General features: G+C 72.4%; 21 protein-coding genes and 1 tRNA gene. 18 read left to right on the top strand and 4 right to left on the bottom strand.

Translation table 11 applies throughout. The features are described from left to right. Nucleotides 1-54 precede the first annotated feature (54 nt). The gene (locus B082_RS0132350) at nucleotides 55-336 is read left to right on the top strand and encodes an HU family DNA-binding protein (RefSeq protein ID WP_003968811.1); all 282 of its coding nucleotides are present in this window, start codon (nucleotides 55-57) and stop codon (nucleotides 334-336) included. 138 nt (nucleotides 337-474) lie between these two features. On the opposite strand, the gene murA is transcribed toward B082_RS0132350, so the two are convergent. Next, nucleotides 475-1,815, bottom strand: coding sequence for a UDP-N-acetylglucosamine 1-carboxyvinyltransferase (gene murA, locus B082_RS0132345; protein ID WP_018555932.1), 1,341 nt, complete (start codon nucleotides 1,813-1,815; stop codon nucleotides 475-477). Between the two features lie 276 nt (nucleotides 1,816-2,091). On the opposite strand from murA, the gene B082_RS0132340 reads away from it, so the two are divergent. From B082_RS0132340 to B082_RS0132300, 9 genes are all read left to right on the top strand, one after another. Beyond that, nucleotides 2,092-2,652: a YqgE/AlgH family protein gene (locus tag B082_RS0132340; protein WP_018555931.1), complete on the top strand. Its 561-nt coding sequence runs from the start codon at nucleotides 2,092-2,094 to the stop codon at nucleotides 2,650-2,652. Between the two features lie 29 nt (nucleotides 2,653-2,681). Next, entirely contained in the window at nucleotides 2,682-2,969 is a 288-nt protein-coding gene (locus B082_RS0132335) for a DUF3039 domain-containing protein (RefSeq protein WP_026250415.1), read from the top strand. 243 nt (nucleotides 2,970-3,212) lie between these two features. Then, the gene (locus B082_RS0132330) at nucleotides 3,213-4,517 is read left to right on the top strand and encodes an extracellular solute-binding protein (RefSeq protein ID WP_018555929.1); all 1,305 of its coding nucleotides are present in this window, start codon (nucleotides 3,213-3,215) and stop codon (nucleotides 4,515-4,517) included. Between the two features lie 2 nt (nucleotides 4,518-4,519). Next, the gene (locus tag B082_RS0132325; RefSeq protein ID WP_018555928.1) at nucleotides 4,520-5,488 is read left to right on the top strand and encodes a carbohydrate ABC transporter permease; all 969 of its coding nucleotides are present in this window, start codon (nucleotides 4,520-4,522) and stop codon (nucleotides 5,486-5,488) included. Continuing rightward, entirely contained in the window at nucleotides 5,485-6,333 is an 849-nt protein-coding gene (locus B082_RS0132320) for a carbohydrate ABC transporter permease (protein WP_018555927.1), read from the top strand. Before B082_RS0132325 ends, B082_RS0132320 begins: the two co-directional genes overlap by 4 nt. A 4-nt stretch (nucleotides 6,334-6,337) precedes the next feature. Continuing rightward, nucleotides 6,338-7,972, top strand: a complete 1,635-nt coding sequence (locus B082_RS0132315; RefSeq protein ID WP_018555926.1) for a beta-N-acetylhexosaminidase — start codon at nucleotides 6,338-6,340, stop codon at nucleotides 7,970-7,972. A gap of 303 nt (nucleotides 7,973-8,275) precedes the next feature. Next, nucleotides 8,276-9,172, top strand: a complete 897-nt coding sequence (locus B082_RS0132310; RefSeq protein ID WP_018555925.1) for an FAD binding domain-containing protein — start codon at nucleotides 8,276-8,278, stop codon at nucleotides 9,170-9,172. Beyond that, complete coding sequence (locus B082_RS0132305; protein ID WP_018555924.1) at nucleotides 9,169-10,758, top strand: 2Fe-2S iron-sulfur cluster-binding protein; 1,590 nt, start codon at nucleotides 9,169-9,171, stop codon at nucleotides 10,756-10,758. Before B082_RS0132310 ends, B082_RS0132305 begins: the two co-directional genes overlap by 4 nt. Continuing rightward, entirely contained in the window at nucleotides 10,755-13,079 is a 2,325-nt protein-coding gene (locus tag B082_RS0132300; protein WP_018555923.1) for a xanthine dehydrogenase family protein molybdopterin-binding subunit, read from the top strand. Before B082_RS0132305 ends, B082_RS0132300 begins: the two co-directional genes overlap by 4 nt. A gap of 54 nt (nucleotides 13,080-13,133) precedes the next feature. On the opposite strand, the gene B082_RS0132295 is transcribed toward B082_RS0132300, so the two are convergent. Then, nucleotides 13,134-13,208, bottom strand: a tRNA-Cys gene (locus B082_RS0132295). A 184-nt stretch (nucleotides 13,209-13,392) separates the two neighbouring features. Here B082_RS0132295 and B082_RS0132290 point away from each other — a divergent pair. From B082_RS0132290 to B082_RS0132275, 4 genes are all read left to right on the top strand, one after another. Further along, nucleotides 13,393-14,886 (top strand): MFS transporter, encoded by a 1,494-nt coding sequence (locus B082_RS0132290; RefSeq protein WP_018555922.1) that lies wholly within the window; start codon nucleotides 13,393-13,395, stop codon nucleotides 14,884-14,886. A 40-nt stretch (nucleotides 14,887-14,926) separates the two neighbouring features. Then, on the top strand, nucleotides 14,927-15,127 hold the full coding sequence (locus tag B082_RS0132285; protein ID WP_026250414.1) for a ribbon-helix-helix protein, CopG family: 201 nt from the start codon (nucleotides 14,927-14,929) through the stop codon (nucleotides 15,125-15,127). Further along, the gene (locus B082_RS0132280; RefSeq protein WP_018555920.1) at nucleotides 15,124-15,513 is read left to right on the top strand and encodes a type II toxin-antitoxin system death-on-curing family toxin; all 390 of its coding nucleotides are present in this window, start codon (nucleotides 15,124-15,126) and stop codon (nucleotides 15,511-15,513) included. Before B082_RS0132285 ends, B082_RS0132280 begins: the two co-directional genes overlap by 4 nt. Before the next feature lie 151 nt (nucleotides 15,514-15,664). Next, nucleotides 15,665-17,446 (top strand): DEAD/DEAH box helicase, encoded by a 1,782-nt coding sequence (locus tag B082_RS0132275; RefSeq protein ID WP_037711330.1) that lies wholly within the window; start codon nucleotides 15,665-15,667, stop codon nucleotides 17,444-17,446. Between the two features lie 81 nt (nucleotides 17,447-17,527). On the opposite strand, the gene B082_RS37180 is transcribed toward B082_RS0132275, so the two are convergent. Then, a complete protein-coding gene (locus tag B082_RS37180; protein WP_234018293.1) occupies nucleotides 17,528-18,085 on the bottom strand; it encodes a hypothetical protein in 558 nt (185 codons plus the stop codon). Nucleotides 18,086-18,373: 288 nt separating this feature from the next. On the opposite strand from B082_RS37180, the gene B082_RS37570 reads away from it, so the two are divergent. The 4 genes from B082_RS37570 to B082_RS0132250 all read left to right on the top strand — a co-directional run bounded on the left by B082_RS37570 (nucleotide 18,374) and on the right by B082_RS0132250 (nucleotide 24,127). Next, nucleotides 18,374-20,020 carry a hypothetical protein gene (locus B082_RS37570; protein WP_158688924.1) on the top strand — a complete coding sequence of 549 codons (1,647 nt, stop codon included), beginning with the start codon at nucleotides 18,374-18,376 and terminating at the stop codon, nucleotides 20,018-20,020. 131 nt (nucleotides 20,021-20,151) lie between these two features. Continuing rightward, on the top strand, nucleotides 20,152-22,167 hold the full coding sequence (locus tag B082_RS0132260) for a hypothetical protein (protein ID WP_018555916.1): 2,016 nt from the start codon (nucleotides 20,152-20,154) through the stop codon (nucleotides 22,165-22,167). A gap of 336 nt (nucleotides 22,168-22,503) precedes the next feature. Then, nucleotides 22,504-23,145, top strand: coding sequence for an IclR family transcriptional regulator (locus B082_RS0132255; protein ID WP_018555915.1), 642 nt, complete (start codon nucleotides 22,504-22,506; stop codon nucleotides 23,143-23,145). Between the two features lie 193 nt (nucleotides 23,146-23,338). Beyond that, entirely contained in the window at nucleotides 23,339-24,127 is a 789-nt protein-coding gene (locus B082_RS0132250; protein WP_018555914.1) for a PDZ domain-containing protein, read from the top strand. On the opposite strand, the gene B082_RS0132245 is transcribed toward B082_RS0132250, so the two are convergent. Then, nucleotides 24,066-25,520, bottom strand: coding sequence for an MFS transporter (locus B082_RS0132245; RefSeq protein WP_018555913.1), 1,455 nt, complete (start codon nucleotides 25,518-25,520; stop codon nucleotides 24,066-24,068). The genes B082_RS0132250 and B082_RS0132245 overlap by 62 nt on opposite strands. Between the last annotated feature and the right edge of the window lie 3 nt (nucleotides 25,521-25,523).

Here is a 25,523-nt window from a genome sequence, read left to right as displayed (position 1 = left end):
AGCATCGGCTTCGATCTCACGCCTCACAGGCAAGAAGAACACGGGAGTAACAACATGAACCGCAGTGAGCTGGTGGCCGCCCTGGCCGACCGTGCCGAGGTGACCCGCAAGGACGCCGACGCCGTGCTGGCCGCGCTCGCCGAGACCGTCGGTGAGATCGTCGCCAAGGGCGACGAGAAGGTCACCATCCCCGGTTTCCTGACCTTCGAGCGCACCCACCGTGCCGCTCGCACCGCTCGTAACCCGCAGACCGGCGACCCGATCAACATCCCGGCCGGCTACAGCGTGAAGGTCTCCGCGGGCTCCAAGCTCAAGGAAGCCGCCAAGGGCAAGTAGGACCCCTGGGCACGACGAAGGGCGGTCACCCCGACCAGGGTGGCCGCCCTTCGTCGTTCGGCCCGCCAGGGGCCCTCAGCGGGCCGTGTGGCGGGCATCGTCGGTGTTCCGGGGCCCCCGCGCCCGGAACACCGCCGGTCAGACCAGTGAGCCGCCCGGCAGCTCCACCTTCGCGCCGAGCTTCTCCAGCTTGTGCATGAAGTTCTCGTAGCCGCGGTTGATCAGGTCGATCCCGTGCACCCGGGACGTGCCCTGGGCCGCCAGCGCGGCGATCAGGTACGAGAAGCCGCCGCGCAGGTCCGGGATGACCAGGTCCGCGCCCTGGAGCTTCGTCGGGCCGGAGACGACCGCGGAGTGCAGGAAGTTGCGCTGGCCGAAGCGGCAGTCGGAGCCGCCCAGGCACTCGCGGTAGAGCTGGATGTGCGCGCCCATCTGGTTCAGCGCCGAGGTGAAGCCGAGCCGGGACTCGTACACCGTCTCGTGCACGATCGACAGGCCCGCGGCCTGTGTCAGCGCGACGACCAGCGGCTGCTGCCAGTCGGTCTGGAAGCCGGGGTGCACGTCCGTCTCCAGCGCGATGGCGTTCAGCGCGCCGCCCGGGTGCCAGAAGCGGATGCCCTCGTCGTCGATCTCGAAGGCGCCGCCGACCTTGCGGTAGGTGTTCAGGAACGTCATCATCGAGCGCTGCTGGGCGCCCCGGACGTAGATGTTGCCCTCGGTCGCCAGCGCGGCGGACGCCCACGAGGCGGCCTCCAGGCGGTCCGGGAGGGCCCGGTGGGTATAGCCGTCGAGGCGGTCCACACCGGTGATCCGGATGGTCCGGTCGGTGTCCATCGAGATGATCGCGCCCATTTTCTGCAGGACGCAGATCAGGTCCTCGATCTCCGGCTCCACGGCCGCGTTGGACAGCTCCGTGACGCCCTCGGCGAGTACCGCGGTCAGCAGCACCTGCTCGGTGGAGCCCACCGACGGGTAGGGCAGCCGGATCTTGGTGCCGCGCAGCCGCTGCGGGGCCTCCAGGTACTGGCCGTCCGCCCGCTTCTCGATCGTCGCGCCGAACTGGCGCAGCACGTCGAAGTGGAAGTCGATCGGCCGGCCGCCGATGTCGCAGCCGCCGAGACCGGGGATGAACGCGTGGCCCAGCCGGTGCAGCAGCGGCCCGCAGAACAGGATCGGGATGCGCGACGAGCCCGCGTGGGCATCGATGTCGGCGACGTTGGCGCTCTCGACGTGGGTGGGGTCCAGGATCAGCTCGCCCGGCTCGTCACCGGGGCGGACCGTCACCCCGTGCAGCTGGAGCAGTCCGCGTACGACCCGTACGTCACGGATGTCGGGCACGTTGCGCAGCCGGCTGGGCCCGCTGCCGAGCAGCGCGGCGACCATCGCCTTGGGCACCAGGTTCTTGGCGCCTCGGACGCGGATCTCGCCCTCCAGCGGGGTTCCGCCGTGGACAAGCAGGACATCGTCTGTGCCGGTCATGGATCTCGCGTTCCGGAGTGGTCGGGCAGGGGGGCCAAACGAAAGGGTAATGGGCCCGCGCGCCCCTTCCGTAGGGGAACGGGCGGTGTACGAACGATGGGGAACCGCCGCGCCACGCTCTGCTGTTCGGTTCTTGCGGAGGGTCACCGTCCGGATGACCGGCCCCGGCGTGCGCTCCTCATGCACCCGTGCGCCCTGAGCTGCGCTCGGGCACCCAGCGCGACGACCGGGTCACTTGGGCCCCGCGAGGGCCGAAGATGCGGGATCATTTCTGCCATGACCGAGGTGTCCTCGCTCACAGGGCGGCTGCTCGTGGCCGCGCCCGCCCTGGCGGACCCGAACTTCGACCGTGCGGTCGTGCTGCTCCTCGACCACGACGAGGAGGGCTCACTCGGCGTGGTCCTCAACCGCCCCACCCCGGTGGGCGTCGTGGACATCCTGGCGACCTGGGCCGGACTGACCGGCGAGCCCGAGGTCGTCTTCCAGGGCGGACCCGTCTCGCTGGACTCCGCGCTCGGCGTGGCGGTGATCCCGGGCGGCGAGGGGCCGCTCGGCTGGCGCCGGGTGTACGGGGCGATCGGCCTGGTCGACCTGGAGGCCCCGCCGGAGCTGCTGGCCGCGGCCGTCGGATCGCTGCGGATCTTCGCGGGGTACGCGGGCTGGGGGCCGGGGCAGCTGGAGTCGGAGCTGTCCGAGGGCGCCTGGTACGTCGTCGAGTCGGAACCCGGAGATGTCTCCTCGCCGCGCCCGGAGGGCCTGTGGCGTGCGGTCCTGCGCCGCCAGCGCAGCGAACTGGCCATGATCGCCACGTATCCGGACGACCCTTCGCTGAACTGATGTCCCGTCTTTCAGTACGCTTGGCGGTTATGAGCACTCTTGAGCCCGAGCGCGGGGCAGGTACCGGAACCCTCGTGGAGCCGACGCCACAGGTGTCGAACGGCGACGGCGACCACGAGCGCTACGCCCATTACGTCCAGAAGGACAAGATCATGGCGAGCGCCCTGGAGGGCACCCCCGTGGTCGCACTGTGCGGCAAGGTCTGGGTACCGGGGCGCGACCCCAAGAAGTACCCGGTCTGTCCGATGTGCAAGGAGATCTACGAGTCCATGGGCGCCGGCGGCGACAAGGACAAGGGCGGCAAGGACAAGAAGTAGGCGCAGCGGCCGGTACCGGCAGGAGCTGAACGACCCGGGAGAACCCCCGGGGCACGCATCCGCGTGCCCCGGGGGTTCTTCGTCGTCCGGGACCGGGTGCGTGCGTTGCACGGGCTGCTTCGCCGGGTCACAGAGTGGTGGAGACCACTTGTCGCCGCCCTGGTCCGCACCTACTCTCCTGCCTGTTGTGCAGAACGAAACGAGCGTTGCGCATGCTGCAACGCCTACCGGTAGGGGTTCCGGATGAAGCTTTCTGCCCGAATCGCCGCCCCGGCCGCGGCGCTGGTCCTGGCGGGCCTCACGGCCACCGCCTGCGCGCCGCAGACCTCCGACACCGGAGCCGAGGGGGACGAGAAGACCGGCACACTCCGCGTCTGGCTGTTCCAGGAGGTCGGCAACAAGCCCAAGGAGAAGGTCGTCGACACCGCGGTCGCCGCCTTCGAGAAGGCCCACGAGGGCGCGAAGGCCGAGATCGAGTACATCCCGGTCGAGACCCGCGCCCAGCGCGTCAAGGCCGCCTTCAACGACCCGAAGAGCGCCCCCGACCTCATCGAGTACGGCAACACCGACACCGCCGGATACGTCAAGGACGGCGGACTCGCCGACATCACCGGCGAGTTCGGCGACTGGGCGGACGCCAAGGACACCGACCCGGCCGCCAGGCAGTCCGTGACGGTCGGCGAAAAGGTCTACGGAGCCCCGCTCTTCGTCGGCGTACGCGCCCTGTACTACCGCACCGACGTCTTCGCGGACCTGGGGATCGAGGCGCCCAAGTCCCAGGCCGAACTGATCTCCACCGCGAAGAAGGTCCACAAGGCGAAGCCCGGCATGTACGGGCTCGCCGTCGGCGGCGCCTACACCTACGGCGCGATGCCGTTCATCTGGGCCAACGGCGGCGAACTGGCCGACCGGGACGGCTCCTCGTACAAGGCGGCCATCAACAGCCCGAAGGCCCGCGAGGGCATCGAGGCCTACACCTCGCTGTTCGGCGACAGCAACTGCCCGCCCGCCAAGTGCGCGGCCATGGGCGGCAACGCGACCGTCACCGCCTTCGCCTCCGGCAAGGCCGCCATGGCCATCGGCGGCGACTTCAGCCACGCCGCCGTGGAGGCCGGCAGCGTCAAGGGCAAGTACGCGGTGGTGCCGCTGCCGGGCGTCGCCGAGGGCTCCGTCGCACCCGCGTTCGCGGGCGGCAACAACATCGGCGTGCTGAAGAGCAGCAAGCACCGCACCCTGGCCGTCGCCCTGATGAAGGAGCTGACCGGCAAGGAGACCCAGGCACGGATGTTCGACGCGATGGGCTTCCTGCCGACCTACAGCGACGTACGGGCCGCCGCCGCGAAGCGCGAGCCGTTCGTCGAACCCTTCGTCAGGACGCTCGCCGCCGGAGCCAAGTTCGTCCCCGCGTCCCCGGCCTGGGGACAGATCGACTCCTCGCTGATCCTGCCCACGATGTTCCAGGAGATCGTCAGCGGCCGTAAGGACGTGGCGAAGGCGTCGGACGACGCCGCGAAGAAGATGGACGCGGCGTTCGCCGACGCGGGCTGACGATGACCGCGAACAGCACGGCGTACCAAGCGCCCCCCACACCCGCGCCGGGCCGTCCCGCGCGCGGCCCGCGCCGCCGCCCGGTCTCACCGGCCCGGCGGCCGGGCTGGACCCCCTGGCTCTACCTGCTGCCCGCGCTCGTCCTGCTCGGCGGGCTGCTGGTCTACCCGATCTACCAGCTCGGCCTGATCTCCTTCCTGGAGTACACCCAGGCCCAGGTCAGCGGCGGCGAACCGGCCACCTTCCAGGGATTCGGCAACTACACGGCCCTGTTCGGCGACAGCCAGTTCTGGCAGGTGCTCGCCGCCACCGTGGTCTTCGCCGCGGCCTGCGTCCTGTCCACACTCCTCGTCGGCTGCGCCCTGGCCGTCCTGCTGACCCGGATAAGGGCCGTGCCCCGGCTCGCGCTCATGATGGCCGCGCTCGGCGCCTGGGCGACGCCCGCGATCACCGGGTCCACCGTCTGGGTCTTCCTCTTCGACGCCGACTTCGGCCCCGTCAACCGGATCCTCGGCCTCGGCGACCACTCCTGGACGTACGGGCGCTACAGCGCCTTCGCGCTGGTGCTCCTCGAAGTCCTCTGGTGCTCCTTCCCGTTCGTGATGGTGACCGTCTACGCGGGCATCCGGGCGATCCCCGCCGAGGTGCTGGAGGCGGCCGCGCTGGACGGCGCCTCGCAGTGGCGGATCTGGCGGTCGGTCACGGCCCCGATGCTGCGGCCGATCCTGACCGTCGTCACCATCCAGTCGGTCATCTGGGACTTCAAGGTGTTCACGCAGATCTACGTCATGACCAACGGCGGCGGCATCGCCGGACAGAACCTGGTGCTCAACGTGTACGCGTACCAGAAGGCGTTCGCGTCCTCGCAGTACAGCCTCGGCTCGGCGATCGGCGTCGTGATGCTGCTGATCCTGCTCGCCGTCACGCTCGTGTATCTGCGCCTGGTCCGGCGTCAGGGGGAGGAACTGTGAGCCTGCCCACCCTGTGGCGCGTCCGCCGGCCCGGCCGGCTCGCCGCGGAGGCGGCGGCCCTGCTGATCGCCGCCGCCGTCGCCTTCCCGCTCTACTGGATGGTGCTCTCCGCGTTCAAACCGGCGGGCGAGATCCAGTCCACGCACCCCAGGCCCTGGACCCTGTCCCCGTCCCTGGACTCCTACCGGCGGGTCTTCCAGCAGCAGGACTTCGGGCGCTACTTCCTCAACAGCCTCCTCGTCGCCGGCACGGTCGTCGTCGCCTCCGCGCTCATCGCCTTCCTGGCGGCCACCGCGGTCACCCGGTTCAGATTCCGCTTCCGCACCACGCTGCTGATCATGTTCCTGGTCGCGCAGATGGTGCCGGTCGAGGCGCTGACCATCCCGCTGTTCTTCCTGATGCGGGACTTCGGGCAGCTGAACACGCTCGGTTCGCTGATCCTGCCGCACCTGGCGTTCTCACTGCCCTTCGCCATCTGGATGCTGCGCGGATTCGTCCGGGCCGTGCCTCAGGCCCTGGAGGAGGCCGCTTACATCGACGGGGCGAGCCGCACCCGCTTCCTGTGGCAGATCCTCTTCCCGCTGGTCCTCCCCGGCCTCGTGGCGACCAGCGTCTTCTCGTTCATCTCCACCTGGAACGACTTCCTCTTCGCGAAGTCCTTCATCATCAGCGACACCTCCCAGTCGACGCTCCCGATGGCGCTGCTGGTCTTCTTCAAACCCGACGAGAACGACTGGGGCGGGATCATGGCAGCCTCGACGGTGATGACCGTGCCCGTGCTGGTCTTCTTCGTACTCGTACAGCGACGCCTGGTCTCCGGACTCGGCGGAGCGGTTAAGGACTGACGTCATGGACCTGGAACTGATCCCGGCGCCCCTGCGCGCCGACGACCGGGGGCGGTGCGGATTCGTCCTCGATCCGTCCACCACCATCGCGGCGGCCCCCGGCACCGAAACCACCGAGCGCTGGCTGCGCACCACCCTGGGCGCCGCCTTCGGCCTGCCCCTCGCGCCCGGCACCGGCACCGCCCCGCGCGCGATCGTGCTGCGCACCGACGACTCCCTGGAGCCCGAGGGCTACCGGCTGACCACCGGACCGGACGAGAGCGTCGCCATCACCGGCGGCAGCCCCGCCGGGGTCTTCTGGGGCGCCCAGACACTGCGCCAGCTGCTCGGCCCCGAGGCCTTCCGCCGGGCGCCCGTCGGCGAAGCCGCCACGACCGGCTTCGGATTCACCGACATCGAGGACGCGCCCCGCTTCGGCTGGCGCGGCCTGATGCTCGACGTGGCGCGGCACTTCATGCCCAAGGACGACGTCCTGCGCTACCTCGACCTGCTCGCCGCCCACAAGCTGAACGTCTTCCACTTCCACCTCAGCGACGACCAGGGCTGGCGCGTCGAGATCAAGCGCCACCCGCGCCTGACCGAGGCCGGCGCCTGGCGGGCCCGCACCAAGTACGGCCACCGCGCGTCCGAGCTCTGGGACGAGATGCCGCACGGCGGCTACTACACCCAGGACGACATCCGCGAGATCGTGGCGTACGCCGCCGCCCGGCACATCCGGGTCGTCCCCGAGATCGACATCCCGGGCCACTCGCAGGCCGCCATCAGCGCCTACCCGGAGCTCGGCAACACCGACGTCGTCGACACCGCCGCCCTCACCGTCTGGGACGACTGGGGCGTCACCCCGAACGTCCTGGCCCCCACCGACCACGTCCTGCGGTTCTACGAGGGCGTCTTCGAGGAACTCCTCGAACTCTTCCCGCCGGAGACCTCGCCGTTCGTCCACATCGGCGGCGACGAGTGCCCCAAGGACCAGTGGAAGCGGTCGCCGGCCGCCCAGGCGCGCATCAAGGAACTCGGCCTCGCCGACGAGGACGAGCTCCAGTCCTGGTTCATCCGCCACTTCGACACCTGGCTCACCGCGCGCGGCCGCCGCCTCATCGGCTGGGACGAGATCCTGGAGGGCGGCCTCGCCCCCGGCGCCGCTGTCTCCTCCTGGCGCGGTTACGCCGGCGGCATCGCGGCCGCCGAGGCCGGGCACGACGTGGTGATGTGCCCCGAGCAGCAGGTCTACCTGGACCACCGTCAGCACGGCGGCCCCGACGAGCCGATGCCCATCGGATACGTCCGCACCCTGGAGGACGTCTACCGCTTCGAACCCGTTCCGCCGGCCCTGAGCGAGGAAGCGGCCCGGCACGTCCTCGGCACCCAGGCCAACGTCTGGTCCGAGGTCATGCAGAACCGCTCCCGCGTCGACTACCAGGTCTTCCCCCGCCTCGCCGCCTTCGCCGAGGTCGCCTGGTCGGCCCTGCCCGCCCCCGCCGAACGGGACTTCGCCGGCTTCGAGCGCCGCATGAACGCCCACTACGCCCGGCTCGACGCGCTCGGCGTCGGCTACCGGCCGCCGTCCGGCCCGCTGCCCTGGCAGAAGCGCCCCGGCATTCTCGGACGCCCGATCGAGGGAGCACCCCCGAACGTGTGAGCCCGGCCGCAACGCCCTCTCCCGCCACCACGGTCCCTGCGACCGTGGTGGCGGCGTCATGACGCGGGGCACTTCCGGAACGGATAAAGCCGTACGGGTACGCAGAAGACAGGCAAAGGGCACTCACCGCCGAACAGGCGGGAAACCGGGACCATTACCCTGACTGCGGACGGATACTCCCTTCGCGGACCTGCGCGTCGGGCCGGTCCGAAGATGTGCCAGAGTTGCCACGTCCGGGCTTCGAGCACGTACCGTACGGCGAAACAGGCGGGAGCGCCGGGACACCGGGAAGGGGCAGCTGGGTTGACCACGCACGCACCGCAGGCGGCGCAGTCCGTCACGCTGCCTGCCTCACTGGACGAGGCCGTGGCGGCACTCGGCGCCATGCCGGCCGCCGTCCCCGTGGCAGGCGGCACGGACCTGATGTCGGCCGTCAACAAGGGGCTCCTGCGCCCCTCCGGTCTGGTCGGTCTCGGCCGGATCAGTGAGCTGCGCGGCTGGCACTACCAGGACGGTCACGCCCTGCTGGGCGCCGGCCTGACCCACGCCCGCATGGGACGGCCCGACTTCGCGGCCCTCATCCCCGCGCTCGCCGCCTCCGCGCGTGCCGCGGGCCCCCCGCAGATCCGCAACGCCGGGACGCTCGGCGGCAACATCGCCACCGCCGCCCCGACGGGTGACGCGCTGCCGGTGCTCGCCGCGCTGGAGGCCGAACTCGTCATCGCGGGACCCGGCGGCGCCCGCCGCGAGATCCCGGTCTCGCACCTGCTGGCCGGGCGCGAGATGCTGGAGCCCGCCGAGCTGATCGGTTTCGTCCGGGTGCCCCTGCTGCACGCTCCGCAGGTCTTCCTCAAGGCCACCGGACGCACCGGCCCCGGCCGCGCCACCGCCTCCGTCGCGATCGTCCTCGACCCGGCCAGGCGCGGGGTGCGCTGCGCGGTCGGCGCCATCGCGCCGATGCCGCTGCGCCCGCTGGAGGCAGAGCGCTGGATCGCCTCGCTGATCGACTGGGACGGGGCGCGCGGCCTCGCGCCCGACGCGCTGGCCGCCTTCGGCGAGTACGTCGCTGCCGCCTGCATCCCGGACCAGGAACCACCCGCCGACGGGGGCCAGGCACCACCGCTGCCCCCCGCCGTACTGCATCTGCGGCGCACCGTCGCCGCGCTGGCCCGACGCGCGCTGGGGAGGGCACTGTCGTGAGCAAGGAGAACCCCGCCGAGCAGCACGGCGGCTGGGAGCCGACCCCGCAGGGCGGCGAGTACGACGGCGAGGCGACCGCCTTCGTCCACCTGCCGCCGGAGGACCTCGCGGACATCCCGCTGGCCGCCCCCGGCCACGGATACGTGCCGCCGATGATCCTGCCGCTGACCCCCGCCGCCGGGCTCGACCCCGCCGCCACCGGCAACTGGGCCGTCCAGCCCCCGGCGCCGCAGGCCGGGCAGCACGAGCACGGCACGCAGGCGCAGCCGCCCGCGCAAGGCGCGGTGCACTGGCCCGACCCGAACCAGCAGTCCGGCTACGGCTACCCGCCCCCCGGGGCGCAGCAGCCGCCGAGCCCCTACCAGGAGCCGTACGCGGGCGACCCGGCCGCCACCGGTCAGTGGTCGGTCGACGCCACCGCCTGGCCGCCGCCCGCCCCGGAGGCGCCGGAGACCCCGGCGGCGTCCGGTGCGCTCTCCGACGACTCCGGCGAGCTCTACACCACCCCGCCGGCCGCCGACTGGTACGCGGACCGCCCGGCGACCCTGCCGGGCGGCGCGACCGCGCCCTGGGCGACACGGGAACCGGCGCCGGAGCCTTTGGCGCCGGAGCCTCTGGCCGCGGAGCCTCTGGTCACGGAAGCCGAAACGGAAGCGGAAGCGGAAGCGGAACAGGCCGCCGAGAACGGGCCCGACGCCGTCGCCGCCCCGGTCGCCGCCGCTGATGACGCCCCCGCCCAGAACCGCGAAGACGCTCCGTCGGACGCGCTCTCGGACGCGCTCTCGAACGTCCCCTCCGACGCCCCCCCGGGTGTCCCGTCGGAACTTCCCGAGGCGCGGCCGGCCGCCGGCGAGCGGCCCGAAGCCGCCGAACAGACGACACCCGCATCCGCACCGGCGGACGAGGACGTCGTCCCGGACACCGGACCGGAGCCCGTTGCGGAGGCGTCCGACACCCCGCCCGCCGCCGGGCCCCCGCTGCCCAGCGAGCACCCCGCCGCCTCGTACACGCTGCATGTGAACGGAGTGGACCGGCCCGTCACCGACGCCTGGATCGGTGAGTCGCTGCTCTACGTGCTGCGCGAGCGCCTCGGCCTCGCCGGTGCCAAGGACGGCTGCTCGCAGGGCGAGTGCGGGGCGTGCAACGTCCAGGTGGACGGCCGTCTCGTCGCCTCCTGCCTGGTCCCCGCCGCCACCACGGCCGGCAGCGAGGTCCGTACGGTCGAGGGCCTGGCCGTCGACGGGGAACCGTCCGACGTGCAGCGGGCGCTGGCCTCCTGCGGGGCCGTCCAGTGCGGCTTCTGCATCCCCGGCATGGCGATGACCGTCCACGACCTCCTGGAGGGCAACCACGCCCCCAGCGAGCTGGAGACCCGCCGGGCGCTGTGCGGCAACCTCTGCCGCTGCTCCGGCTACCGGGGTGTCCTGGACGCCGTCAACGAGGTCATCGCGGGCCGCGAGGCCGCCGCCGAAGCCGCAGCGCCCCCGCCGGAATCCGCGGAACAGGAAGAGGCCCGCATCCCGCACCAGGCGGCGCCCGGCGCGGGTAGTGTGCAGGCCCACCAGCAGGACGGAGGCATGGCGTGAGCAACGACGCGGCCACGGCGATCAGCATCCCGTCACTGGACGGCCCCGGCGGCCCCGAGGCCGAGCGTCCGCTGCTGGGCATCGGCGCCTCGCTGCCGCCGGCCGACGCCCGCGCCAAGACCGAGGGCACCTTCCCGTACGCCGCCGACCTGTGGGCCGAGGGCCTGCTCTGGGCGGCCGTCCTGCGCTCCCCGCACGCGCACGCCCGCATCCTGTCCATCGACACCTCGGCCGCCGTCGAGATGCCCGGCGTCCGGGCGGTCGTCACCCACGAGGACATCCCCGGCGAGGCCCTGTACGGCCGCAAGGTCGTGGACCGCCCGGTCTTCGCGTCCGACCTGGTCCGCCACCACGGCGAGCCGATCGCCGCCGTCGCCGCCGACCACCCCGACACCGCCCGGCTGGCCGCCGCCGCCATCGCCGTCGAGTACGAGGTGCTGGAAGCGGTCACCGACCCGGAGAAGGCGTTCGCAGCCGAGCCGCTGCACCCCGACGGCAACCTCATCCGCCACATCCCGCTGCGCTACGGCGACCCGGAGGCGGCCGGCGAGGTCGTCGTGGAGGGCCTGTACCGCATCGGCCGCCAGGACCCGGCCCCGATCGGCGCCGAGGCCGGGCTCGCCGTGCCCCGGCCGGACGGCGGCGTGGAGCTCTACACCGCCTCCACCGACCCGCACACCGACCGCGACCTCGCCGCCGCCTGCTTCGGCCTGGAACCGGACCGGGTCAAGGTCGTCGTCACCGGGGTGCCCGGCGCGACCGGCGACCGCGAGGAACCCGGCTTCCAGCTGCCGCTCGGTCTGCTCGCCCTGCGCACCGGCTGCCCGGTCAAACTGGCCGCCACCCGCGAGGAGTCCTTCCTCGGCCACGCCCACCGCCACCCGAGCCTGCTGCGCTACCGCCACCACGCGGACGCCGAGGGCCGCCTGGTCAAGGTCGAGGCCCAGCTCCTGCTGGACGCCGGCGCGTACGCCGACTCCTCGTCCGAGTCCCTGGCCGCCGCGGTCGCCTTCGCCTGCGGCCCGTACGTCGTCCCGCACGCCTTCATCGAGGGCTGGGCCGTCCGCACGAACAACCCGCCCTCCGGCCATGTCCGGGGCGAGGGCGCGATGCAGGTCTGCGCCGCCTACGAGGGCCAGATGGACAAGCTGGCCGCCAAGCTGTCCATCGACCCGGCCGAGCTGCGGCTGCGCAACGCCCTGTCCACCGGCGACATCCTGCCCACCGGGCAGACGGTCACCTGCCCCGCCCCCGTCGCCGAACTGCTCGGCGCGGTACGGGACTTCCCGCTGCCCGCGCTGCCCAAGGACGACCCCCAGGACGACTGGCTGCTGCCGGGCGGCCCCGAGGGCGCGGGCGAGCCGGGCGCGGTGCGGCGCGGCGTCGGGTACGCGCTCGGCATGGTCCACATGCTCGGTGCCGAGGGCGCCGACGAGGTGTCCACGGCCACGGTCCGGGTCCACGACTCGGTCGCCACCGTCATCTGCGCGGCCGTCGAGACGGGCCAGGGCTTCTCGACGCTGGCCCGCCAGGTCGTCCAGGAGACCCTGGGCGTCGAGGAGGTGCACGTCGCCTCCGTCGACACCGACCAGCCCCCGGCGGGACCGGCCACCCACGGACGCCACACCTGGGTCTCCGCCGGCGCCGTCGAACGCGCGGCGAAGATGGTCCGCACCCAGCTCCTCCAGCCGCTGGCCCACAAGTTCGGCATGTCCACGGAGCTGCTCCAGATCGCCGACGGCAAGATCACCTCGTACGACGGGGTGCTCTCCACGACCGTGGCGGAGGCGCTGGACGGCAAGGAGCTGTGGGCCACCGCCCAGTGCCGCCCCCACCCCACCGAACCGCTGGACGGGTCCGGCCAGGGCGACGCCTTCGTGGGCCTGGCGTTCTGCGCGATCCGGGCGGTGGTGGACGTCGACATCGAGCTCGGCTCGGTCCGGGTGGTCGAGATGGCGGTCGCCCAGGACGTCGGCCGCGTCCTCAACCCCTCCCAGCTGGCGACCCGCATCGAGGCGGGCGTCACCCAGGGCATCGGCGCCGCCCTCACGGAGAACCTGCGCACCGCCCGCGGCCTGGTCCGCCACCCCGACCTCACCGGGTACGCGCTGCCGACCTCCCTCGACGCCCCGGAGATCCGCATCGTCGAACTGATCGAGGAGCGCGACGTGGTGGCCCCCTTCGGCGCCAAGCCCGCGTCCGCGGTCCCCGTCGTGACCTCCCCGGCCGCCGTGGCCGCCGCGGTCCGCTCGGCGACCGGCCGCCCGGTCAACCGCCTCCCGATCCGCCCGCAGGCGGCGGTGGCGGCGCCGAAGGGCTGAGCGGTCCCGCACACGAGACCGCCCGCCCCTCGGAGTGAGGGGCGGGCGGTGGTGTGGAGACCGTGACCGGATTCGAACCGGTGTAACTCGAGTTGCAGTCGAGCCCCTGAGCCTCTCGGGCACACGGTCCTGCGTGGTGTCGCTGGAATGAAGGTAGGCCCGGACGGGTGGGGTGCGAAAGGGTGCGTGGCGGTGTGCAACGCGACTGCCATACCGCGTTCACGATCCGGGCCGCGGGCCTACGACCAAGGGTGGAGGGCCGGGGCGACTTCCGACAGGGCTCATCGTGGGTTTCGCCCCTTACTCTTGGCTCATGACCGCCCTGGAACCGCGTGACGCCGATGTCTCGCCCCTCATCGAAGCCACCGACGGCACCGGCCCCATCGATCACACCGACCCCTCCGGCACCGCGTCGCCGGAGGGGATTCTCGGGCGGACCTACCGGGCGCTGAGCATCGGCATCGTCTCCGTGGTGTTCCTGATCGCCTTCGAGGCGACCGCCGTGGGGACCGCGATGCCGGTCGCCGCCCGGGAATTGCACGGCATCCCGCTGTACGCGTTCGCGTTCTCGGCGTACTTCACCACCAGCCTCTTCGCGATGGTGCTGTCCGGGCAGTGGGCCGACCGGCGCGGGCCGCTGGCCCCGCTGGCCGCCGGGATCAGCGCCTTCGCGGCGGGGCTGCTGCTGTCCGGGACCGCGGGCTCCATGTGGATGTTCATCGCGGGCCGGGCCGTGCAGGGGCTCGGCGGCGGGCTGGTGATCGTCGCGTTGTACGTGGTGATCAGCCGGGCCTACCCGGAGCGCCTGCGGCCGGGCATCCTGGCCGCGTTCGCCGCGAGCTGGGTGATCCCCTCGGTCGTCGGGCCGCTGGCCTCCGGAAGCGTCACCGAGCACCTGGGCTGGCGCTGGGTCTTCGTCGGCATCCCGGTCCTGGTCGTCTTCCCGCTGGCGCTCGCGCTGCCCGAGATCCGGCGCATGGCGTCCGGGCCCGCCGACCCGGCGGCGCCCGTCGAGCCGTACGACCGCCGGCGCATCGCGCTCGCGCTGGGCATCTCGGTGGGCGCCGGGCTGCTCCAGTACGCCGGTCAGGAACGGAACTGGATCTCGCTGCTGCCTGCCGCCGCCGGGGTCGCGCTGCTCGTCCCCGCGATCCGGGGCCTGCTGCCCCCGGGCACGGGCCGCGCGGCGCGCGGGCTGCCGTCGGTGGTGCTGCTGCGCGGGGTCGCCGCCGGGTCGTTCATCGCCGCCGAGTCGTTCGTCCCGCTGATGCTGGTCACCGAGCGCGGCATGTCCCCGACCCTGGCGGGGCTCTCCCTCGCGGCCGGCGGCGGTACGTGGGCGCTGGGCTCCTACGTGCAGTCCCGGCCCCGCCTGGAACCGCATCGTGAGCGGCTGATGGTCGGCGGCATGATCCTGGTCGCCGCCGCCATCGCGGCGGCTCCGGCCGTGCTGATCCACTCCGTGCCGGTCTGGACCGTGGCGGTCGCCTGGACCTTCGGCTGCTTCGGCATGGGCATGGTGATCGCATCGACCAGCGTCCTGCTCCTGAAGCTGTCCGCCCCGGAGGAGGCCGGCGCCAACTCGGCCGCCCTCCAGATCTCCGACGGCCTCTCCAACGTCCTCCTGCTCGCCGCGGGCGGCGCCGCGTTCGCGGCCCTCGGCGGCGGCGCGGTGGACGCCGCCACCGAGGCGGTGGAAGCGGGCTCCGCCACCTCCCACCCGGCCGCGTTCGCGGTGGTCTTCCTGCCGATGGCGGCGGTGGCACTGGCGGGGGCGTGGGTGGCGGCGCGGGTGCGGACGTCGTAACTGGTACCAGTTTGACCCCATGTGGTGGTACCGTTTTGGTATGGCTATGAACCTGCGCCTCCGTGACGACCAGACCGCAGCCCTCAAGCAGCGCGCCGAGCAGGAGGGCACGAGCATGCACGCCATACTGCTCCAGGCCGTGGACGACTACCTGGCCCGGACCGCTCAGCAGGCCATCGTCCGCCGGACCGCCAAGGAGCAGGCCGCCAAGTGGGGCGAGCTCATGGAGCGGCTCAAGTGAGCTGTGTCTACCTGAGCTCCGAGGACATCCTCGTCATCGCCGAGCACACCTGCCCGGACATGCAGATCGTGGTCCGCGACGTCGGCCTCCTGGAGTCGGCGGCCCACCGGCCGTCGGCGTCCATGTTCGGCCAGGAGGCATATACGGACGTCATCGACAAGGCGGCCGCACTCCTGCAGTCCCTGGCGGTCAACCGTCCGCTCTTCGACGGCAACAAACGCACCGCCTGGCTGTCGTGCGTCACCTTCCTCGCCATGAACGGGGTCGATCTCCGCCCTGATATCGACGCGGCGGAACGCCTGGTCATCGCAGTCGCGACGGGCGAGACGGACGAGGTGAAGGTCATCTCCCAGGGTCTCCGCGACCTGGCGGCCGACCCCGTGTGAGAGCCGTCGCAATTCCGTGCGGGGCGGTGCGGTACGCGGCGGAGCCGGGTGCCGGTCCCGGTAGGGTGGCCCGGTTGTCGTATCGCGTGCGGGGCCGGCCCGGCCCTTGCGGACAGCGCCACACGTACCCGAGAGACCCGAACCGGAGACCGTGACTACTACCGCCTCCCACCACCTCTCACCCGCCTTTCCCGGCCGCGCCCCCTGGGGCACGGCCGGCAAGCTGCGAGCCTGGCAGCAGGGCGCCATGGAGAAGTACATCCAGGAGCAGCCGCGCGACTTCCTCGCGGTCGCCACCCCCGGCGCGGGGAAGACCACCTTCGCGCTGACCCTCGCGTCCTGGCTGCTGCACCACCACGTCGTGCAGCAGGTCACCGTCGTCGCACCCACCGAGCACCTGAAGAAGCAGTGGGCGGAGGCGGCCGCCCGGATAGGGATCAAGCTCGACCCGGAATACAGCGCGGGGCCGCTGAGCAAGGAGTACCACGGGGTCGCCGTCACATACGCCGGCGTCGGGGTGCGCCCGATGCTGCACCGCAACCGGTGCGAGCAGCGCAAGACCCTGGTGATCCTGGACGAGATCCACCACGCCGGTGACTCGAAGTCCTGGGGCGAGGCCTGCCAGGAGGCGTTCGACCCGGCGACCCGGCGGCTCGCGCTCACCGGTACGCCGTTCCGTTCGGACACCAACCCGATCCCGTTCGTCGTGTACGAGGAGGGGAACGACGGGATTCGGAGGTCCTCGGCCGACTACACCTACGGTTACGGCAACGCCCTGGCCGACGGCGTCGTGCGCCCGGTGATCTTCCTCAGCTACAGCGGCAACATGCGCTGGCGCACCAAGGCCGGCGACGAGATCGCCGCCCGGCTCGGCGAGCCGATGACCAAGGACGCCATCGGGCAGGCCTGGCGCACCGCGCTCGCGCCGACCGGCGAGTGGATCCCCAACGTGCTCAGCGCCGCCGACAAACGCCTCACCGAGGTCCGCAAGGGCATCCCGGACGCGGGCGGGCTCGTCATCGCGACCGACCAGGAGTCGGCGCGCGCGTACGCCAAGATCCTGAAGAAGGTCACCGGGGAGACACCGGCCGTCGTCCTCTCCGACGAGAAGGCCGCCTCCAAGAAGATCGACAAGTTCAGCGCGGACGACTCGCGCTGGATGGTCGCGGTCCGCATGGTGTCCGAGGGCGTCGACGTGCCCCGCCTGGCCGTCGGCGTGTACGCCACCACCATCTCGACGCCGCTGTTCTTCGCCCAGGCCGTCGGCCGCTTCGTGCGCTCCCGCAGGCGCGGCGAGACCGCGTCCGTCTTCGTCCCCACCATCCCGATGCTCCTCGACTTCGCCAATGAGATGGAGGTCGAACGGGACCACGTCCTCGACAAGCCCAAGAAGGGCAGCGACGAGGAGAACCCGTTCGCCGAGGAGGACCAGCTCCTCGCCGACGCCGAGAGGCTGGAGGACGAGGAGACCGAGGAGCAGCTGCCCTTCGAGGCGCTGGAGTCCGACGCGGTCTTCGACCGGGTGCTGTACGACGGCGCCGAGTTCGGCATGCAAGCGCACCCCGGCAGCGAGGAGGAGCAGGACTACCTCGGCATCCCCGGGCTGCTCGAACCCGACCAGGTGCAACTGCTGCTCCAGAAGCGGCAGACCCGGCAGATCGCGCACAGCCGGCAGAAGCCCGCGTCGGAGGCCGACCTGCTGGAGAAGCCGGCCGAGGACCGGCCGGTCGTCACGCACAAGCAGCTGCTCGGCCTGCGCAAGCAGCTGAACACCATGGTCTCGGCCTACACCCACCAGAGCGGCAAGCCGCACGGCGTCATCCACACCGAGCTGCGCCGGGTCTGCGGCGGGCCGCCGAGCGCGGAGGCCACGGCCGGGCAGATCGAGCAGCGCATCAAGAAGGTCCAGGAGTGGGCCACCCGGATGAGGTGAGCCCCGTACGGCACACGTGCGGGCACCGGCCCGGGGCAGGGACAGCCGTCCCCGCCCCGGGCCGGCGTCATACCGGGCCCGCTACCAGACGAACGGCGCGGACAGGGCGGACGTCGCCACACACGGCACGGTGGCGGACGTCGGGGACGAGGCCACGATCTGCAGTGACCAGTTGGAGGCGCCCGGGGGAGTGGGCAGCACCACGGAATCGGTGCTGTCCCCGGCCGCGAGCGTGCCGGAGGTGAGCTTCAGCGGTCCGAGCGTGATCGGATTGCCGCCGCTCAGACCGGGGTTGGTCTTCGCGGAGAACCGCACCTCGCTGGTGACGCCGCCCGAGCTCTTGGTGAGCTTGAGCGTCGTCGTGATGCTGTTCGGGTCGGCGCTCGTGCCGGCCGGCATCGTGATCGCCGTGGACGTGACCTTGATGGTCTTGCCCGAGGCGCCGTCGGCGGCGGTCAGGGTGGCGAGACCGCTGCCCCAGGAGCCGCAGTCGTAGGTGGCCGTCGCCGTGAGCGGGGTCACCGCCGACGCCGTCGGGGCGGACAGGGCGAGCAGCGCTCCGGTCGAACACGCCGCCGCCAGGACCAGCGGCAATCGTCTTCGGCCCGGCGCCCTCGAAGCGCGTGAAGAGATCGACATGACGGGTGGAACTCCTTCCGGTTGAATTCCGCGGATTCGCCGTACGCGCCGTGTGCGATGCCTTGCTCGTACGTACGGATCTGCGTGCCGGGCCCGGCATGTCGGGTGCAGTGAAACGGTGATCTTCGAAGAAGTCAACAGGCGTGCGGGGGTGCTGCGGAAAACCGTCGGGAATTCCTTTCGGGGGCGGCCGGAGACGCTCCGAAAAGGATCAATTCGGTGTCTCTTGACTTCTCTGGACGCGGCCTCCTCAATGTGCGCAATCAACGCTCCAGGAAAGGGTGTCAGGTGATCCGACGACGAAGACCCGGAGTGACCGGGCTGCTCGCTGCCTGCTTCGTGCTGTCGCTGGGCTGCGCCGGTGCCTCGGCCTCCCCGCGCCCGGTCCCCCTTCCGGAATCGGCGGCGGGGACGGTCACCCCGACCGTCCACTGCACCCTGCCGGCCGGGCAGGGCGAGGCGACCGGGCCGCAGCAGATGGACGTGGAGCTGTCGCCCGCCGTCGTCGAACCCGGCGGCAAGGTGCACGCCGAGGTGACGCTGGGCCCGTCCCCGGCCACCAGCGCGCTCGCCCTCGCCGAAGTGCCGACGATCCCCAGCATCGACCTCGCGATGTCCGGCGGCGCCACGGGTACGGTCACCGTGCGCGGCCCCGAGATCGTCATGGACATCCCGGCCGGGGTGCCCATCGAGATCCCGGCGTACGAGGGCGACTTCCTGGTCCCGGCGGACGCGTCCGGAGACATCGCGTTCGCGGTGGTCCGCACGCTGACCCAGACCAAGGTGCTCGGCTCCGTCTTCGAGACGCCCTGCGACATCGTCGGCGGCGAGGCCGGTGTCGGCACCGTCACGGCGGAGGGCTCCGCCTCCGACCCGGCCACTCTGACCGCTCCCGCCGACCCGGTACGCCCCAACACCGCGGTCAGGCTGAGCGGTTCCGGCTGGACCCCGGACGCCTCACCCGTGCCGTCGCTGTGCACGGCCGGCGGCGGAGGCTGCGATCCGCTGAAGTTCACCTCGCACACCCTGCGGATCGACGCCTACGGGACCCTCACGGGCACCGCGACCCTCGGCGAGGCCGGGGCGGTGCCGAACGGTTCGTACCTGGTGAAGGTCGGCGACGGTACGAAGGAGGCCACCGCCCCCCTCACCGTCGAGGCAGTCGCGGCCGGCAACCGGGAGATCGCGCTGACCCCCGACAGCGGCCCGGTCGGCAGCGTGATCACCGTCAGCGGCCGCAACTACAACCCCGACCGCTGGATCAACGTCATCGGCCTCGACGCCTCGGGCACCGCGCTCGACGACAGCGCGGTCTACGTCAAGAGCGGCGCGGACGGCACCTTCGCCGTCGACTTCACCGTGATCTCGGACGCGGTGACGGCCGTCCAGGCTGACGAGGGCAACGACCCGGCGACCGTACGCACCGCGCCGTTCACCGTCACCACCGAAGGCGGCGGGGGCGGCGGCGGGACGGCCGAGCAGCGCCTGACCACCGAGATCAGGGCCGGGACGCTGTCCATGACCCAGGACGGCGACTCGGTCGACTTCGGTACGACGGTGCTCGGCGAGGGCGGCGGGGTGCAGCGCGCCCGGCTCAACCGGGTGGAGGTGGAGGACGCCCGGGGCGTCAACAGCGGCTGGTCCCTCACCGGCACCCTGACCGCCTTCACCAGCGCGGGCGGGGACACCATCCCGGCCGGAGCCGTGCGCTGGGCACCCGCCTGCACCCCGCAGGACGGCAGCGTGGGGACCCCGGTGGCCGGATCGCCCACCACGCTCGGCGGCGAGGCGGCGAGCCTGTGCCGGATGAACCCGGACGGATCACGTCCGTTCACCGGCGGAAAATTCGACGCCGACGCGGGACTCGCACTCACCGTTCCCGAATTCACCCGCCCCGGAGATTACAGCGCAACGCTCACCCTGACCCTGCTGTAAAGGGGCCGGGAAAGATCCGCCGACGCCCGCCTGTTCCGTCGCCCGTTCCGTACGGCAATGGAACGGGCGGGCGCCGCCATTTCGCCCCGCATTCGGGGTCTCCGCATTCCCTTTTCCTTCGGAGGAGCCACATGTTCGCGCAGCGCGGATCCACCGGCGGTCCCGGCCGCCGCCCGGCCTTACGCCGGGCCGTCGCCCTCGGCGCCACAGCCGTACTCGTCTGGACCGGCGGAGCCGTCGCCCTCGCCCCCGTCGCCCACGCCGGCACCATCACCCCCACCGTCCACTGCACGCTGCCCGCCGGCCAGGGCCAGGCGGACGGGCCGCAGGAGTTCGGTGTGGAGCTGACCCCCGACGTGGTCGACCCCGGTGGCAAGGTGCACGCCGAGGTGACGCTCGGCCCGTCCCCCGCCACCAGCGGGCTCAGCCTCAGTGACGTGCCGACCACCCCGAGCCTCGACCTCGCCATGTCCGGCGGCGCCACCGGCACGGTCACCGTCACCGGGCCGCAGATCAACCTCGACGTGCCGTCCGGCAAGCCGATCGAGATCCCGCCCTACGAGGGGGACTTCCTCATCCCCGCCGACGCGAGCGGGCCCATCACCTTCACCCCGCTGCGCAACCTCACCCGCACCAAGGTCCTCGGCTCCACCTACGAGACCACCTGCGCCATCACCGCGGGCGGCGGGCCCATCGGCACGGTGACGGCGGAGGGCAGCGCCGGGAAACCGCCCACCCTGATCGCCCCCACCACGCCCGTCCGGCCGTCCACGGCCGTCACCCTCTCCGGCAGCCGCTGGACCCCGGGCGCCACCCCCGTGCCCTCGCTCTGCGCGGCGGACGGCGGCGGCTGCGACGCCGGGAAGTTCGCCGGCTCCACCCTCGCCATCGACGGCTCCGGCCAACTCACCGGCAACGCGGTCCTCGCGGAGGCCGGCGCGGTGCCGGACGGCTCGTACCTCCTGAAGGTCGGCGACGGTACGAAGGAGGCGACCGCGTCCCTGACCGTCCAGGCCTTCGTCCCCGCCGGGCCCCGCACGATCGCGCTGTCCCGGAGCAGCGGGCCCCTCGGCAGCGTCGTCACCGTCACCGGCAGCGACTACTACCAGGACCGGTGGATCAACACAGTCGGCCTCGACGCCACCGGGGCGACGCTCGACGACACCGCGGTCTACGTCAAGAGCAGGCCCGACGGCACGTTCTCGGCCGAGTTCACCGTCTCCGACCCCGCCGTCGCCGCCGTCCAGGTGGACGAGGGCAACGACCCGGCGACCGTCCTGACCACCCCGTTCACCGTCACCGAGGCCACCGCGACGCTCTCGGCCGGTGCGGCCAAGGCGAAGCCCGGTGCCACGATCGGGGTGACCGGTGACGGCTGGCCCTCCGGCGTCACCCCCACCGCCGCCCTGTGCGCGGCCGACGGCGGCGGCTGCGACGCGGCCGGGATCAGCGGATCCACCCTGCGGATCGCCGCCGACGGCACCCTCGCCGGTACGGTCACCCCGGCCGGTTCCACCCCGCGCGGGGTCTACGCCCTCCGGGTCACCGCCGGAGTCTCCGAGGCGCTGACCCAGCTGACGGTCTCCCCGACGTTCGTCGTCCTCACCCCGGACGCCGGGCCGAAGGGCAGCGCCGTCACCGTCCTGGGCCAGGGCTTCGCGAAGGTGGCCACCGTGTCGATCACCGGGCTGCGGGCGGACGGCTCCAGGACCTCCGACCCGGTGCGGACCAAGGTCGTCGGGCTCGACGGGGCGTTCTCGCAGACGTTCACCGTGGGCGCGGCCGACACCGTGGCGATCCAGGTCCGCGAGGTCCTCGTCAACCCCCGGACCGAGACCGCCGCGTTCACCGTCCAGGACGGCACCGCGCCGGCCGGCGCGTCCTTCGCGCTCTCGCCGCCCGAGGGACCGCCCGGCACGGTCGTCCAGGTGACCGGCAAGGGCTTCGCCCCCGTCGCCACGGTCTCCGTCACCGGCCGCACGGCTTCCGGGGACCGGACCTCCGACGGTTACGTCACCCGGGTCATCGGGCTCGACGGCACCTTTGCCCTCAACTTCACTGTGCGGGACCCCTCGACGAGGTCGATCAGGGCCTGCGAGGTCCTCGTCAACGGAAAAATCGTCCAGAAAATGTTCACGGTGAGTTAACGCCGGTTCACGTCCCGTCTACGGAGCGTCGCGAGGGGAGTCGGCCGACATGGACGCGCGTAGATGCGCCGTGATCGGCCGGCGTGCCGCTGACCGGCGCTTATGCTCCCGCGGCGCGGTCGCGTCCTTGGAGGAGACCGGATTCTGGACGAGGTCTTCCGCTGAGCGGACTCGCTCGCTACTGTCCCAAAAATGTGAACGCCCCGTGGCAACGCCGCCGCGGAGCAGCCGGTGCCTTGGCCAGGCCGGCGGCCTCTCCGTGCGTCGCCGCTGGGACCGGCGACGCACAATCCACGGGAACCAGCCGCCGCCGCTCACCACAGAGGAGAGGGCGTCGTGACCGCGGAGACCTCCCAGACGCTCGACCGAGGACTGCGTGTCCTCAAACTGCTCGCCGACACCGATCACGGCCTGACGGTCACCGAGTTGTCCAACAAACTCGGCGTCAACCGCACCGTGGTCTATCGTCTGCTCGCCACCCTGGAGCAACACACCCTGATCCGCCGCGACTTGGGCGGCCGGGCACGGGTCGGTCTGGGCGTCCTGCGCCTGGGCCGCCAAGTGCATCCGCTCGTGCGCGAGGCGGCGCTGCCGGCGCTGCGGTCGCTGGCCGAGGACATCGGGGCCACCGCCCACCTGACGCTGGTCGACGGCGCCGACGCGTTGGCGGTCGCGGTCGTCGAACCCACCTGGACCGACTACCACGTGGCCTACCGGGCGGGCTTCCGCCATCCCCTCGACCGGGGCGCGGCCGGCCGGGCGATCCTGGCCGCTCGCCGCAAGCCGGTGAGCGAGACGGCCTTCACCCTGACCCACGGCGAACTCGAAGCGGGCGCGAGCGGGGCGGCGGCCGCGCTGATGGGCGTCACGGGGGTGGAGGGCAGCGTCGGCGTGGTCATGCTGGCGGACTCCGTCCCGGAACGGGTGGGGCCCCGCGTGATCGACGCGGCCCGGGAGGTCGCGGACGCGCTTCGTTAGCGCGGGTGCGGTGTGCGGGCGGGTGCGTTTTGCTATGCGGGCCCGCCGCGTGGTGCCGGCCCCCGGCGGGCCGGTTCCGCCCTCGAGCGCCGGGCGGGCTCGACAGGTACTCCCGGGCTCGGGGTGCGGGCCTGCCCTGGGGTGCTGGTTTCCCGGGCGGGCTCGGGTGTGACGGGCGGGTTAGATTGGGCGGGTGTTCACACCCGGTACCCGCCCCCGCACCCTCGCCCTCTGCGGCCTCCCCGTCGTCGCCCTCCTCGGGGTCGCCGCCTTCGCGCCGTTGCCGTTCACGTTGGCGCAGCCGGGGACGACCGCGAATGTGCTGGGGGACGATCACGGGGCCCCGGTGATCAGTATCGAGGGGGCCCCCACCCGGGACACCAAGGGCGAGCTGCGGATGACGACGATCGTGGCGACGGGGCCCAAGGCCGATGTCGGCATCGGTGACGTGGTCGACAGCTGGTTCCGTACGGACCGGGCCGTGCTGCCCCGCGACTCCGTGTACCCGACCGGCGGCTCCGAGAAGGAGATCGAGAAGCACAACCTGGACGACATGGCCAGGTCCCAGGACGACGCCGTCGACGCCGCGCTCAACCACCTCGGCAGGAAGCCGGGCTCGGTGGACGTGACCCTGCACCTGGCCGACGTGGGCGGCCCCAGCGCCGGCCTCTTCTTCGCGCTCGGCATCGTGGACAAGCTCGACGGCGACGGCTCGGGCGGCGACCTGACCGGCGGCCGCACCGTCGCGGGCACCGGCACCATCGACGCGGACGGCAAGGTCGGCGCGGTCGGCGGTGTCTCGCTGAAGACTCAGGCGGCCCGGCGGGACGGGGCGACCGTCTTCCTCGTGCCGAAGGCCGAGTGCAAGGAGGCGAAGTCCGAGCTGCCGAAGGGCCTGCGGCTGATCCCGGTCACGACGCTCAAGGACGCGGTGAACTCGCTGAGGGCCCTGGATCACGGGGGCAGGATCCCGAGCTGCTGACCGGGGCCGCCTCGGGCGCCCCGGCCCCGGCCGCCTCCGGCGCACCGGACATACCGGCCGCACCGGGCGCGTCGGCCGAACCGGCTCCCGACGCCCCGGCCGTCTCGGCCGAACCGGCTCCCGACGCCCCGGCCGCCCCGGGCGTCACGTCGTCCAGCGTCCGCCAGGACGGGAAGACCAGCGGGCTCAGCGTGGCGAGCAGATACACCGCGCCCATGGCCAGCAGCGCCCCGTCCGCGCCCGCGCTCTCCACCAGCAGGCCGGCCGCCAGGCCGCCCACCGGCATGGCCAGTTCGGCGCCCGCGGTGATCGCCCCGGAGACCCGGCTGCGCAGCGCGTCGGGCACGCTCCCGTAGATCACCGTCGTGAGGATCGGGTTGAGGACGCCGCCCGCGATCCCGCTCAGGACCATCGTCACGGCGAGCGGCAGCGTCGTACCGGTCAGCGCGGCGACCAGGAACCTCGGCGCCCCGCACAGCACCACGCACACGCTGAACACGGCCCGCGCGGAGTAGCGGTGCCCCACCGCGCCGTACACGAGGGCGCCGGTCAGTCCGCCCGCCCCGAACAGCGCGGTGAGCAGTCCGAGGTCGCGCGCCCCGCCGAGTTCGGCCGAGGTGTGCACCGGGAGCAGGACGGCGTTCCAGCCCTGATCGGTGCCGTTCATGAACAGGACCATCACCACGACGCCCAGCAGCAGCCGGTTGCCGAACAAGTACGCGTAGCCCTCGCGCAGTTCGTGGCGGTAGGTGCGCAGCGAGACCGGTGCGGCGGCCTCGGCCGGCTGCGCCGCGTGTACGCCCCGCAGGCCCGCCGCGACCAGCGCCGCCGAGGCGAGGAAGGTCGCCGCGTCCAGCAGGAGCACGGTCTCGGCGCCGACCAGCGCGATCAGCACTCCGGCCAGCGCGGCCCCGACCATCCGGGCCCCGCGCGAGACCGCGTCGAAGAGGCTGGCGGCGCGGGCGAGCGTGGTGCCGGCGTGCTCGGCGAGGTCGGGCACGAGGACGTAGCGGGCGGTGTTGCCCGGGGTGTGGACGAGTCCGTTGAGCGCCATCAGGGCGCACAGCATCCAGAAGGCGAGCGCGTCGGCGAAGTACAGCAACGGCACCGCGGCGACGGCGAGTCCGCAGACCGTGTCGGAGGCGATGGCGACCCGGCGCCGGCCGATCCGGTCGATGACGGGACCGCCGATCAGCGCGGAGACGACGATCGGGAGCGTCGCGCAGAAGGCGACCAGTCCGGCCTTCCCGGCGCTGCCGGTCGTCTCCAGGACGAACCAGGGGACGCCGATCAGGGTGAGTGAGGTACCCGCTGTGGAGATGGAGTTGGCGGCGAGGACGGCGACGAGCGGCATCCGGCCGGGCGTGTGCTGCGTGTTCTTCCCCCCGTCCATGGC

The sequence above is a fragment of the Streptomyces sp. ATexAB-D23 genome (assembly GCF_000373645.1).
Classification (GTDB): domain Bacteria; phylum Actinomycetota; class Actinomycetes; order Streptomycetales; family Streptomycetaceae; genus Streptomyces; species Streptomyces castrisilvae.
This window is presented reverse-complemented; position numbering and strand designations above follow the sequence as displayed.